The sequence below is a fragment of the Streptomyces globisporus genome (genome assembly GCF_003501885.1).
Lineage (GTDB): Bacteria > Actinomycetota > Actinomycetes > Streptomycetales > Streptomycetaceae > Streptomyces > Streptomyces globisporus_D.
This window is the reverse complement of record NZ_QWFA01000091.1, coordinates 1-12,057: the sequence shown is the minus strand read 5'-3', so window position 1 is coordinate 12,057 and position 12,057 is coordinate 1. Positions and strand designations below refer to the sequence as shown.

General features: G+C 72.3%; 12 protein-coding genes. 8 read left to right on the top strand and 4 right to left on the bottom strand.

The genetic code is table 11. The features are described 5' to 3' along the window. Positions 1 to 170: 170 nt before the first annotated feature. Positions 171 to 1,337, top strand: coding sequence for a xylose isomerase (gene xylA / locus D3105_RS18095; RefSeq protein ID WP_118904197.1), 1,167 nt, complete (start codon positions 171 to 173; stop codon positions 1,335 to 1,337). 103 nt (positions 1,338 to 1,440) lie between these two features. On the opposite strand, the gene D3105_RS18090 is transcribed toward xylA, so the two are convergent. The 4 genes from D3105_RS18090 to D3105_RS18075 form a co-directional block, all read right to left on the bottom strand. Next, positions 1,441 to 2,688, bottom strand: coding sequence for an ROK family protein (locus tag D3105_RS18090; protein WP_118904196.1), 1,248 nt, complete (start codon positions 2,686 to 2,688; stop codon positions 1,441 to 1,443). A gap of 102 nt (positions 2,689 to 2,790) precedes the next feature. Beyond that, positions 2,791 to 3,444 (bottom strand): DUF305 domain-containing protein, encoded by a 654-nt coding sequence (locus D3105_RS18085; protein ID WP_118904195.1) that lies wholly within the window; start codon positions 3,442 to 3,444, stop codon positions 2,791 to 2,793. Next, positions 3,441 to 4,091 (bottom strand): DUF3105 domain-containing protein, encoded by a 651-nt coding sequence (locus tag D3105_RS18080; protein ID WP_118904194.1) that lies wholly within the window; start codon positions 4,089 to 4,091, stop codon positions 3,441 to 3,443. The genes D3105_RS18085 and D3105_RS18080 overlap by 4 nt, the downstream gene beginning before the upstream one ends. A gap of 127 nt (positions 4,092 to 4,218) precedes the next feature. Then, complete coding sequence (locus tag D3105_RS18075; RefSeq protein WP_118904193.1) at positions 4,219 to 4,650, bottom strand: hypothetical protein; 432 nt, start codon at positions 4,648 to 4,650, stop codon at positions 4,219 to 4,221. 135 nt (positions 4,651 to 4,785) lie between these two features. Here D3105_RS18075 and D3105_RS18070 point away from each other — a divergent pair, with 135 nt between their 5' ends. The 7 genes from D3105_RS18070 to D3105_RS18040 form a co-directional block, all read left to right on the top strand. Next, positions 4,786 to 6,513, top strand: a complete 1,728-nt coding sequence (locus D3105_RS18070; protein WP_118904192.1) for an FUSC family protein — start codon at positions 4,786 to 4,788, stop codon at positions 6,511 to 6,513. Next, entirely contained in the window at positions 6,510 to 7,016 is a 507-nt protein-coding gene (locus tag D3105_RS18065; RefSeq protein WP_118904191.1) for a MarR family winged helix-turn-helix transcriptional regulator, read from the top strand. The genes D3105_RS18070 and D3105_RS18065 overlap by 4 nt, the downstream gene beginning before the upstream one ends. A gap of 463 nt (positions 7,017 to 7,479) precedes the next feature. Further along, positions 7,480 to 9,120, top strand: coding sequence for a sensor histidine kinase (locus tag D3105_RS18060; protein ID WP_118904190.1), 1,641 nt, complete (start codon positions 7,480 to 7,482; stop codon positions 9,118 to 9,120). After that, the gene (locus D3105_RS18055; RefSeq protein WP_006128841.1) at positions 9,117 to 9,524 is read left to right on the top strand and encodes a roadblock/LC7 domain-containing protein; all 408 of its coding nucleotides are present in this window, start codon (positions 9,117 to 9,119) and stop codon (positions 9,522 to 9,524) included. The genes D3105_RS18060 and D3105_RS18055 overlap by 4 nt, the downstream gene beginning before the upstream one ends. Further along, positions 9,521 to 9,892, top strand: a complete 372-nt coding sequence (locus tag D3105_RS18050) for a DUF742 domain-containing protein (RefSeq protein WP_030711754.1) — start codon at positions 9,521 to 9,523, stop codon at positions 9,890 to 9,892. Before D3105_RS18055 ends, D3105_RS18050 begins: the two co-directional genes overlap by 4 nt. Continuing rightward, positions 9,873 to 10,487: a GTP-binding protein gene (locus D3105_RS18045; RefSeq protein ID WP_118904189.1), complete on the top strand. Its 615-nt coding sequence runs from the start codon at positions 9,873 to 9,875 to the stop codon at positions 10,485 to 10,487. The genes D3105_RS18050 and D3105_RS18045 overlap by 20 nt, the downstream gene beginning before the upstream one ends. A 148-nt stretch (positions 10,488 to 10,635) precedes the next feature. Then, the coding region (locus tag D3105_RS18040; protein ID WP_206272792.1) for a cytochrome P450 at positions 10,636 to 12,057 on the top strand (1,422 nt) is incomplete at its 3' end.

Below are 12,057 nucleotides of genomic sequence, written 5' to 3'. Positions count from 1 at the left end.
CAAATTACGGTATGCGTGGGCCGCTGCACAGGGTGCTGCGGACGTTCCAGGCGGCAAGGGGGTTCCACGCCCGGGGTGCGGTGTGCTTGATTAGTCATGACACTGAACAAATAGGGGCGCCGGGCTCGCCGCCGGGCGTCCCGACGGCAGGCGAAGGCGGTCGGACGACGATGACGGAACGCTTCACACCCACCCCCGAGGACAAGTTCAGTTTCGGTCTGTGGACCGTGGGCTGGCAGGGCCGGGACCCCTTCGGCGACGCGACCCGCGCGGCCATCGACCCCGTCGAGTCGGTCCAGCGGCTCGCGGAGCTGGGCGCCTGGGGCGTGACCTTCCACGACGACGACCTGATCCCCTTCGGCGCGCCGGAGACCGAGCGCGAGAGGATCGTCAAGCGCTTCCGGCAGGCGGTCGACAGCAGCGGACTCGTCGTGCCCATGGTGACAACGAACCTGTTCACGCACCCCGTCTTCAAGGACGGCGGGTTCACCGCCAACGACCGCGACGTACGCCGCTACGCGCTCCGCAAGACCCTGCGCAACATCGACCTCGCCGTCGAACTGGGCGCGACCACTTTCGTGGCGTGGGGCGGTCGCGAGGGCGCCGAGTCCGGCGCGGCGAAGGACGTCCGCCTCGCCCTGCACCGGATGAAGGAGGCCTTCGACCTGCTCGGCGAGTACGTCACCGAGCAGGGCTACGACCTCCGCTTCGCCATCGAGCCCAAGCCCAACGAGCCGCGCGGCGACATCCTGCTGCCCACCATCGGCCACGCCCTGGCCTTCATCGAGCGCCTGGAGCGCCCGGAGCTGGTCGGCGTCAACCCGGAGACCGGGCACGAGCAGATGGCCGGGCTCAACTTCCCGCACGGCGTCGCCCAGGCCATGTGGGCGGACAAGCTCTTCCACATCGACCTCAACGGCCAGTCCGGCATCAAGTACGACCAGGACCTGCGCTTCGGCGCCGGCGATCTGCGCCAGGCGTTCTGGCTCGTCGACCTGCTGGAGAGCGGCTACGAAGGCCCGCGGCACTTCGACTTCAAGCCCCCGCGCACCGAGGACTACGACGGCGTCTGGGCCTCGGCGGCGGGCTGCATGCGCAACTACCTCATCCTCAAGGAGCGGGCCGCGGCCTTCCGCGCCGACCCCGAGGTGCGGGCGGCGCTGCGGGCCTCCCGCCTGGACGAACTGGCCCGCCCGACCGCGGGGGACGGCCTGGCCGAGCTGCTCGCCGACCGCACGGCGTACGAGGACTTCGACGTGGACGCGGCGGCGGAACGCGGGATGGCCTTCGAGGCCCTGGACCAGCTCGCCATGGACCACCTGCTCGCCGTCCGCTGACGTACCGGGTGGGCCGGGCCCGTCGGGCGTACCGGACGGGCCCGGGCTCACCGACGTACCGCGTGAGCACGGGCCGGTGCCTTCGAGCCCCCCGGCCCCCCGCTCACCCGCTCGACGGCTCCGCGTACGCCACCGGATCGTCCAGCACGTCCTGCACCACGAGCGCCGCCGCGCCCCGCGCCGCGTCGCCCGCCACCGACGACGCCCGGAGCCGGCCGCTGCCGGGCGACCAGAGGCCCGACACCACCCGGCCCGTCAGCTCCTCGTCGGCGGGCGGCGCCAGCCACGGCATCAGGCCCCGGTAGATGCCGCCGAGCACCACCGCGTCCGGGTCGACCAGATTCACCGCCCCCGACAGCACCCGGCCCAGCATCCGGCCCGCCTCACCGATCGCGGCCACCGCACGCGGGTCCTGCGCCGCCGCGCGCCGCTCCAGCTCCAGCACCCCGGAGGCGCCGCCGATCCCCTCGATCCCGGCCGCCCGCAGCAGCGCCGCCTGTCCGGCGTACTGCTCCAGACACCCCCGCGAGCCGCACCGGCACTCCGGACCCGCCGGATCCACCACCACATGGCCGATCTCCCCGGCGAAACCGTGCGCCCCGCGCAGCAGTTCGCCGTTCAGGACCAGCGCCCCGCCGACCCCGATCTCACCGGTCAAGTAGAGGAAGCTGCGGACGTCCCCGAGCCCGCCGAACCACAGCTCGGCCAGCGCCGCGAGATTGGCCTCGTTCTCCGAGGCGACCGGCAGCGCCGGACGGCCGGGGCGCAGGGCGGCCAGCGCGTCGGCGAACAGCTCCTGCGCCGGGACCTCGTTCCAGCCGAGGTTGGGGGCCTGCCGCACCGACCCGCCCGAGACGAGACCCGGCAGCGCCAGCGCCGCGCCCACCGGCCGCAACTCCTGCTCGTACGCCGACTCCAGGGTCCGCGCCGCGAGCCGGGCCGCCCGGGCCAGCGCCTCATCGGCGGGCGCGCCCCGGTTGTCGAGGTGCTCGGTCTGCCGGACCCGGCCGGTGCCCGCCAGATCCACCACGCACACCGAGACGTAATCGATGTTGATCTCCACACCGAGCCCGGCCGGACCGGTGCGGGCCACCTTGAGCGCGGTGCCGGGGCGGCCGGCCTGGCCGCTGAACGTCTTGCCCGACTCGGTGAGGAACCCGCTGTCCATCAGCTGCTCGACGAGCGAGGACACCGCGGCCCGGGTCAGCCCGACCCGGGCGGCCACTCCGGCGCGCGTGGCGTCGCCGCGCTCGCCCTCGTCCCGCACGGCGCGCAGTACCAGGCTCAGATTGTGCCGTCGCACGGTGTCCTTGTCGGCCTTGGGCCCCAGCGGAGTGAGGATGCTCTTCATATCGTCGCCGAGCCTATGCGATGAGGGGCTCCGCGCGAGCGGTACGAGAAGGGGCGGCCCCGGCCCTCCGGCCGGAACCGCCCCCACGGGGTGTCTTGCCGATCAGGGCTTGGCGCCCCGGTCCTTCAGCATGTCCGCCATCAGCCCGATCTCCGACTGCTGGCCCCGGACCATGCCCTCCGCCAGGTTCCGGATGGCGTCCGTCTTCGCCGAACCGGCGGCTGCCTGTGCCATGTCGGCGCCCGCGCGATGGTGCACGGTCATCAGCCGCAGGAACAGGATCTCGGCCTTCTCGCCCTTCGCGGCCGTCAGCGCCGCCAGTTCCGCGTCGGTCGCCATGCCCGGCATCAGCGAACCGTCGTCGGTCGGCGTGAAGGTGTGCCCCATCCACTCCATCGGCGGCCCGGCCGCGCTCTTCGGCAGCCCCCACATCTCCAGCCAGCCCAGCATCATGCCGCGCTGATTGGCCTGGGTGTTGATGATGTCGTACGCGAGCCGCCGCACGTCCTCGTCGTCGGTGCGGTCCCGCACGATGAACGACATCTCGACCGCCTGCTGGTGGTGGATCGCCATGTCCCGGGCGAAGCCCGCGTCCACGGAGTCCTCCGCCGGAGCGGACTGCGACGACGCCCCGGACGGGGAGGCCGCGGAGGGGCGGACGACCATCAGCGCCACCAGCCCCAGTGCGACGAGCAGCACCGAGGCTCCCGCGAGGACCAGCCGGCGGGTGGAGCGGGCGGGTGCGAGGGCGGTCACTTGTCCAGCCCGCCGGTGCAGGCGGCCCCCGGCTCGGGGGTCTGCGGGCCCTGCACGTACTTGGTGAAGAACTGGTCGACCCGGTCGTCCGAGGCGTTCTTGACCGTGACCTGCTTGCCCCAGGCGCTGAGCATCAGCGGGTCCTTCTGGTCCTTGACCGGGCTCATCAGGGAGTACGGGGTCGACTTGACCTTCTTGGTCAGCGCCTCGATGTCCGCGTCCGACGCCTTGTCGTTGTACGTCACCCAGACCGCGCCGTGCTCCAGCGAGTGCACGGCGTTCTCCTTCGGTATCTCCTCGGTGTAGACGTCCGCGTTGCAGTTCATCCAGACCTGGTTGTGGTCACCCCCGACGGGCGGGTTCATGGGGTAGTCGACCTTGTTCGCGACGTGCTCCTGCGTCAGCTTGTCCCAGCTGCGCTCACCGGTGACGGGCGAGGTCTTGGCCTGCTCGTCCTTCTTTTCCTTCTCGTTGGCCTGCACCATCAGGTAGCCGCCTCCGGCGACCAGGGCGGCGACCACGGCCACCGAAGCCCCGATGGTGATCATGCGGACCCGGCGCTCACGGGCGCGCTCCTTGCGGCGCGCCTCCTCGAGCTTGGCGCGACGCGCTGCTGCCGGGCTGTTCTGGTTCTTGGCGGAAGCCATGAGAAGTCCTCGTCGTTCAACCGATGCACAAGGGCTCTGTGCATGAGGGGGTAGGGGATGCGGTGCATACGGAAAACCGCTCCCGGTGAACCGGCGCCGGGGCGCGGGGGGAGAGCGGACCCGGACTCTAGATCCGTTGGACCTGGAGGCGCAGTTGATCGACGGAACGCACACCGTCGTGCGCGGGACCCCTGATGGAAGCGGCCCCCACGAGTGGGGCGGTGGGGGCGAGGGCCACGGACGAGGGAAGGGCCACGGGGGCGGACGGCACCGGAAGCACGACGGCCACCGCGTGTGTCGAACCTCCGTGGCACGACGTGCCCAGACCGCGGTCCGGCGCGGAAGCCAGCACGACCGGTTCGAAGGCCGCGTCCGGTGTCGGGGTGAACGCGCGGACGGCGGCCGCCCCGGCCGGGCCCGCCGCGACCGGCACGGCGGCGGACGACGTGGCGGCCGAACAGCAGAAGAGCATGGCCAGCAGGAAGAAGACCCAGCCCAGGGCGAAAGGCGCGCGGGAGCGGCACCGCTGCCGGTCGGTCCGCGTGCTCACCCTGGTCATCGCCCGTCATCGTAGTGGGTGCATGAAGATTCAAAGAATATGGGTCGCGCTGTCCGCGGGACAGTGTGCCCGAGTCGCCGCCGCTCGAACAGAGGTCAAATCGTTTACCGGTGTAATACCTGCTAACGTATATGGGTGAGTGATACACCTGTCCGCCCCGGGCGGCCCTCCGCCCGCAAGCTCCCGCACCTCCCGCCGACCGTCCGCGGCCTCCCGCTCGCCTCGGCCCTCCGGCTCTCCCGGCCCTCGGACACCTGGTTCAAGCCCGCCCTCAGCGTGGTCGTCGCCTCCGCCGTACCCCATCTGACGCTCCTGGCCCTCGGCCGGCTGGACCTGGTCATCTACGCCATGGCCGGGTCGCTGTGCGCGCTCTACGGCCACGGCCTGCCGTACGCCCGGCGGGCGCGGGCCGTCGCGGGCGTGGTGCTCGGAATGGCCGCCGGGCTCGCCGTCTCCCTGGTCACCGCCTCGCTCACCGGCTCGACCGCCGTGCTCATCGCGGTCGGGGCGCTGCTCGCCGCCGTACAGAAGGTGCTGTGCGACGCCACCCGGATCGGGCCGCCCGGCCACGTGATCTTCACCTTCGTCAGCTCGGCCGCCCTCTTCGCCCCGCAACGCCTCGACCGGATCCCCGGCCACCTCGCCCTGACCCTCGGCGCGGGCGCGTTCGCCTGGCTGGTCACCCTCGCGCCCGCCCTGGCCCGCCGCGAAGGGCCCGAACGCCGGGCCGTCGCCCGAGCCCTGGAGGCCGCGGCGGTCTGTGCCGCCGACCCGGGCCCGCGAAACCGAAACGCTGCGGCCGCCGCCGTGCACGCCGCCTGGCAGTGCCTGCTCGCCTCCGGGCGCCCCACCCCCGTGCGCCGGTCGCTGGAACGCCTCGTGGTGCACGCCGAAGCGGCCTTCGTGGCCCCGAGCCCCGGGGCCGGGGCGGCGGATCCGGAACGGCTGCGCGCCTGGGCCGCCCGGACCCGGGGCCGGGGGCCCGTGCCCACACCGCCGCCGGCCCCCGGAACCGCCGACGAGCTCCACGGGATCGAGGCCGAACGTGCCGCCCTGCGCGCCCGCGAAGGCCGCCGCACGGCCCGCCGCACCCTGCTGCGCAGCCTCGGCCCCGGATCCCCGCTCCTGCCGGTCGCCGTCCGTACCCTGATCGGCTGCGCGCTCGCCGGGTACCTCTGCGCCGCGCTCGGCGTCGGCCGCCCCTACTGGGCGATCGTCACCGCCGCCTCCCTCTACCAGGCCAACCTCACCCTGTCGTGGAACCGCACCCTCCAGCGCACCCTCGGCAACCTCCTGGGCGTGCTCGTCTTCGCCGCCGTCCTGCCGGTCTCGCGGATCAGCCCGCTCGCCCTCGTCTGCTGCTGCCTCTTCTTCGGCTTCGCCGCCGAGGCCCTGATCACCCGCAACTACTGGCTCGGCTCCGTCGCGGTGACCCCGATGGCCCTGCTGGTCCTGGAGTTCGGCGGCGCCCACCCGGCCGGGGAGCTGATCGGCGACCGGGTCCTGGACACCGTCCTCGGTGCGGCCGCCGGCTTCCTGGCGGCGACGCTCGTCACCAACCGGCGGGCTGCGGGCCGGGTCGAGCGGGCCCTCGACGCCACCGACCGGGCCCGCGCCGCCGCGGAACGGACCGGCGCCGACCTCGCGGCCGCACCCGGCGAGCGGGACCGGGCCCGCCGGAAGCTCACCGCGAGCCTCGTCGAACTGCGCGAGGCGGGTGACACCGCCGCGGGCGAATGGTGGCAGCGCGCCCTGCCCGAGCAGCGTCTTCTCGCGGCCGAGCAGGCCGGACACCGTACGCTCGCCGCGACAGCACCACGGCGCGGGCCCACGGCCCACGCCCCTTCGATCGGAGCGGAGTGACCGACGACATCGTTGCCTCGGTGGTCCGGCAGTGGCAGACCGTCAACCCCGGGCTCGACACCGGGCCGATGGAGATCATCGGCCGGATCAACCGCTGCGCCGCCCTCCTTCAGCAGGCGGAGGACGCCCCGCTGCGCTCCGCCGGGCTGACCCGCGCCGAATTCGACCTCCTCGGCGCCGTGCGCCGGACGGACCGGGAGCTGACCCCCGGCGAGCTGGCCCGCGAGACCTTTTCCTCCGGGGCAGCCGTCACCAAACGGCTGCGCGCCCTCCAGGACCGCGCCCTGGTCGAGCGCCGGGGCGACGACCGCGACCGGCGGGTCGCCCATGTCCGTCTCACCGACGAGGGGCGAGCCCTGGTCGACCGGCTGCTGCCCGAGCAACTGGCGTACGAACGCTCGGTACTGGCCGGTCTTGACCAGCCCGGCCGCGATGAACTCGCGTCCCGACTGAGCGAGTTGCTCGTCCAGCTGGAAGGGCGTCTCGGGGGCGCCCGCCGCTGACCCCGGCGCCCCCTCGGCGGCGGGCGCCCGCATACGCGTCAGCGCCGCGATTTTGCCCGTCACCCCTCCGTCGGCCGGGAATCTGCTCCTTTCGATCCGGTTCGGTCACCTGTGCCTCTGGCTGGTTCTGGGCGGTGACAGGGGAGGGGGGTGGGCTTTTCGCTCTGTAAGTCGCTTTTTCGGCGGCGAGGATGCCCTTTCCTCGTGCGCCGATGGATCGGGGGAACGCTATTTCCAGCCATCACTACTCCCCGCACACGTTCCGCAGCGCTCAGTGCAAAAACTGGTGAGTGTATTCCTCTCGGCGGGCTTCCGCAGGGGGTTGGGTGAATATGCCGAAGCACTGTTCTGATCTGGCTAAGCTCACGCGCAGTGAAGTCGAGTTGAGATGAATTCGAGCACTTGTTCCTAAGTCTCCGCTCAGTGCGCATACATCCCGGAATCAACCGCCAGAGGGTTTTAGATGGTCCGTGTTGAATCACCGCCGACCGACAGAGAAGTCCCCGTCGTCCGCGTAGTCCTGCTGCCCGTGGTCCTGCTCCTCGGCGCGACCGCCGCCGGGTCGGCCCTGGTCGCACCGGCCGCGCGGATACCAGTCGCCGTGTGCGGCGCGATCACCACGCTCGTGGTCGCCGTACTCACCGTGGCGCTCCACCGCCGTCGACGCGCCCTGCGCGTCCAGCGCGCCGAGTACGAACAGCGCATCGCCTACCTGGAACACCGCATCCTCTCGCACGACGCCGAGACGGTACGGCTCACCAAGGAAGTCATGCCCGCCGCCATCCGGCGGCTGCGCGTGGGCAATTCGCCCGACGAGGTGATGCGCGACATCGTCGACGCGGACGCGGCCAACCGCCATCTGCCCAAGGCGCTGCGCGAGCAGATCCACCAGGTCCTCGAAGTCATCGACAACGAGGAGGCCCGGCGTGACTCCGCCCAGCGCGCCTTCGTCAGCGTCGCCCGCCGCGTCCAGGCGATCGTGCACCGCCAGGCCAGTGAACTGCGGGAGATGGAGGACCACTACGGGCGCAACCCCGAGGTCTTCGACGACCTGCTGCGCATCGACCACGGCACCGCGCTGATCGGCCGGCTCGCCGACTCCATCGCCGTGCTCGGCGGCGCCCGCCCCAGCCGCCAGTGGCCCAAGCCCGTACCGCTGTTCAGCGTCCTGCGCGGTGCGATGTCCCGCATCCTGGAGTACCAGCGCGTCGATCTGCACTCGATCGCCAAGGTCGCCATCGTCGGCACCTCGGTCGAACCGCTCATCCACGCCTGCGCCGAACTCCTCGACAACGCGACCCGCTACTCGCCGCCCCAGACCCGGGTGCACGTCACCGCGGTCGAGGTGCAGACCGGCATCGCCATCGAGATCGAGGACGGCGGCGTCAGCCTCAGCGAGGAGGCCCGCGCCCGCGCCGAGAACATGCTCGCCCAGGCCCAGGCCGGCATCAACATGAACGACCTCGGGGAGTCCCCGCGCCTCGGCATGGCCGTCGTCGGCCGGCTCTCCCGGATGTACCAGCTCCAGGTGTCGCTGCGTCAGTCGGCGTACGGCGGCGTCCGCGCCGTCCTCATCGTGCCGCGCGAGATGATCACCACCGGGCCCGCCCCGGGCATCGCCCACGGCATCGGCGCCACCTCCCGGCCCACCAGCTCCCTGGACATGTCGCAGCTCCAGCACGTGGTGCCGCCGCCCGGCAAGCGCAAGCCCAAGCCCGCCGCCACCGGCCCCGTGCCGTCCGTGGCCGCACCGGTCCCCACCGGGGCCCCCGCGGCCGCCGCGCGCCCGGCCCCTCCCGCGGCCGCCATGGAGGACGACGTTCCCGTGGTCACCGAGTGGACCGAGAACGGGCTGCCGCAGCGCCGCAGTCGGGGCCGCGCCCCGCTCGGCTCGCACAACCTCCCGCAGCAGCCCCCGCCGCCCCCGGCCCCCGTGAACGGCTTCCAACCCGGCCCGGGCGACGGCACGGACGGCGGACGCGGCGAGGAGAAGCCCCCCGGCCTGTGGCTGGAGGCCTTCACCAAGGCCGTCAACGGCGTACCGCAGGAACGAAAGCACGGCGAAGACTCCGATGACGCGTGGGACAAGGGAGACCTGAAGTGATCCAGCAGCGGGGAAACATGGACTGGATGCTCAAGGAGCTGGCCGACGACGTTCCGAGCATCCACCAGATCGTGGTGCTCTCGTCGGACGGTCTGCGCATCGCGATGCACGGCGGCGACCCCGACGTCGCCGACCGGCTCGCCGCGGCCTGTGCCGGACTCCAGAGCCTGGCCGCCGCGGTGGCCACCGAGATCCCGTACAGCGACGGACTGATGAAGCTCGTGGTCATCGAGGTCACGGGCGGGTTCTTCTACCTGATGGCGGCCGGCACCGGCGCGTATCTCGCGGTCCTGGCCGGCGAGACCGTCGACGCCGGACTCGTCGGCGCCCGGATGCGGGACATGGTCGTGCGGATCGGAGCTCATCTGACCAGCCCGCCCCGCCACGGCGGGCAGTCCGGATGAGTGGACCTCGACGAGAACGCCGCAAGGCCGACCCGGATCTCCTCGATCCGGAACGGCTGTACGTGATCACCGGCGATCTCGACGACAGCGAACGGGCCGCGCTCGACCTGGTCACGATGGTCGTCGCGCAGGCGGAGCCCTCGCCGACGTTCCAGCCCGAACAGGCGGCGATCCTGCGGCTCTGCCAGGCCCCGTTGTCCGTCGCCGAGATCTCGGCCTACCTCGGCCTGCCGTTCAGCGTGGTCACCTCGCTCCTGAGCGATCTCCTCGCCACCGAGCTCATCGAGTCGCGCGCGCCGATCGTCCGCGCCACTCTCCCCGACAGGTCCCTTCTCGAAGCGGTGATGCATGGACTTCAGAAGCTCTGACACGATCACCGGACCCCGCACCGAGGACGTCCTCCCCACCACGGCCACCGCCGCGGTGAAGGTCGTGATCGTCGGCGGGTTCGGCGTCGGCAAGACGACCATGGTCGGCTCGGTGAGCGAGATCCGGCCGCTGACGACCGAAGAGACCATGACCCAGGCCGGCGTCGGCGTGGACGACAACGCCGGGGTGGAGACGAAGACCGCCACCACGGTCGCCATGGACTTCGGACGGATCAGCCTCAGCGAGGAACTGATCCTCTATCTGTTCGGCACCCCCGGCCAGGAACGCTTCTGGTTCCTGTGGAACGGCCTCTTCGAAGGCGCCCTCGGCGCGGTCGTCCTCATCGACACGAGACGCCTCGAAGTCAGCTTCGACGTCATCGGCCGGCTGGAGGAGCGCGGCGTGCCGTTCGTCGTGGCCGTGAACACCTTCCCCGACGCACCGCACCACCCGGTCGAGACCCTGCGCAGAGCCCTCGACCTGCCGGACGAGGTCCCGATGATCGACTGCGATGCCCGGCTGCGGGCCTCCAGCCGCGATGTGCTGATGACCCTGATGCGCTACCTGCACAGCCTGGCCGTCCCCCTCGCCTGACGCCCCCGCACCCCGGGGCCCGGCGACGGGACCACCCCGGGGCGCGCGCCGTCCCCGGCGTACGCCCCCGGCCCGGCCCGCGCCCGAACGCCCCGCCGCACTCGCCCGCCTGCGCACCAGCCCTGGAATCCTGATCCCTGGAGCCCCTGTGACAACCCCCTTCCACCACGAACCCGGTGCCGTGCCGCCGCCCCAGTGCCCGGCCCACAACCTCGACATCGGCCCCGGCGGACTGCGCCGGCTCTACGGCCCCGAGGCGGAGAACAACCCCGCGGGCCTCTACGACAAGCTCCGCGCCGAACACGGCACCGTCGCCCCGGTCCTGCTCCACGGCGACGTCCCCGCCTGGCTCGTCCTCGGCCACAGCGAGAACCTCCACCTCACCCGTACGCCGTCCCAGTTCTCCCGGGACTCGCGGCGCTGGCGGGCCCTCCAGGACGGCAGCGTCGCCCCCGACCACCCGCTCGCCCCGATCTTCACCTGGCAGCCCGTCTGCGTCTTCGCCGACGGCGCCCAGCACGAGCGGCAGCGCGGCGCGGTCACCGACAGCATGGAGCGCATCGACACCCGCGGCGTGCGCCGCCACATCAATCGCTTCAGTAACCGCCTGGTCAACGACTTCTGCGAGAAGGGCACCGCCGACCTGGTCAGCCAGTTCGCGGAGCACCTGCCGATGATGGTGATGTGCGCGATCTTCGGCATGCCCGAGGAGTACGACGAGCGCCTCGTCCAGGCCGCCCGCGACATGACCCGCGGCACCGAGACCGCCGTGGCCTCCAACGCCCACATCGTGGCCGTGCTGACCCGCCTGGTCGAGCGCCGCCGCGCCGAACCGGCCCACGACTTCGCCAGCTGGCTGGTCGAGCACCCCGCGACGATGACCGACATCGAGGTCGTCGAACACCTGCGCCTCATCCTGATCGCCGCGTACGAGTCCACCGCCAACCTCATCGCCAACGTGCTGCGCATGGTCCTGATCGACCCGCGCTTCCGCGCCCGGCTCAGCGGCGGGCACATGACCGTCCCCGAGGCGGTCGAACAGACCCTCTGGGACGAACCGCCGTTCACCGCCGTCTTCGGCCGCTGGGCCGTCGGCGACACCGAGCTGGGCGGCCAGCAGATCAAGGCGGGCGACGCCCTCCTCGTGGGGATCGCCCCGGCCAACACCGACCCCACCGTCCGCCCCGACCTGGGCGCCGACATGGGCGGCAACCGCGCCCACCTCGCCTTCAGCGGCGGCCCCCACGAGTGCCCGGGGCAGGACATCGGCCGGGCCATCGCCGATGTCGGCGTCGACGCGCTCCTGATGCGCCTGCCGGACCTCGAGCTCGGCGTCGGCGAGAGCGAGCTGCGCTGGGTCGGCAACATCATGTCCCGCCACCTGGTCGAGCTGCCGGTGAAGTTCGCCCCCAGCCCCCAGCAGAAGCTGGACGCCGACCCGCTCTCCGTGATGGCCCGCACCCCCCGCCCGGCCGATGCGTGGGAGATCTCCTCCCCGGCCAGGACCGTGCCCGAGCCCCGGCACGAGACCCCGGGAGCCGAGCCCGGCCACGCCCCGGGCGCCGCCCCC

What these genes read in the sequence shown, in the direction of transcription:
- xylA (WP_118904197.1), top strand. Translation starts at nt 171, where the DNA reads ATGACGGAACGCTTCACACCCACCCCCGAGGACAAGTTCAGTTTCGGT.
- D3105_RS18090 (WP_118904196.1), bottom strand. Translation starts at nt 2,688, where the DNA reads ATGAAGAGCATCCTCACTCCGCTGGGGCCCAAGGCCGACAAGGACACC.
- D3105_RS18080 (WP_118904194.1), bottom strand. Translation starts at nt 4,091, where the DNA reads ATGGCTTCCGCCAAGAACCAGAACAGCCCGGCAGCAGCGCGTCGCGCC.
- D3105_RS18075 (WP_118904193.1), bottom strand. Translation starts at nt 4,650, where the DNA reads ATGACCAGGGTGAGCACGCGGACCGACCGGCAGCGGTGCCGCTCCCGC.
- D3105_RS18060 (WP_118904190.1), top strand. Translation starts at nt 7,480, where the DNA reads ATGGTCCGTGTTGAATCACCGCCGACCGACAGAGAAGTCCCCGTCGTC.
- D3105_RS18050 (WP_030711754.1), top strand. Translation starts at nt 9,521, where the DNA reads ATGAGTGGACCTCGACGAGAACGCCGCAAGGCCGACCCGGATCTCCTC.
- D3105_RS18045 (WP_118904189.1), top strand. Translation starts at nt 9,873, where the DNA reads ATGGACTTCAGAAGCTCTGACACGATCACCGGACCCCGCACCGAGGAC.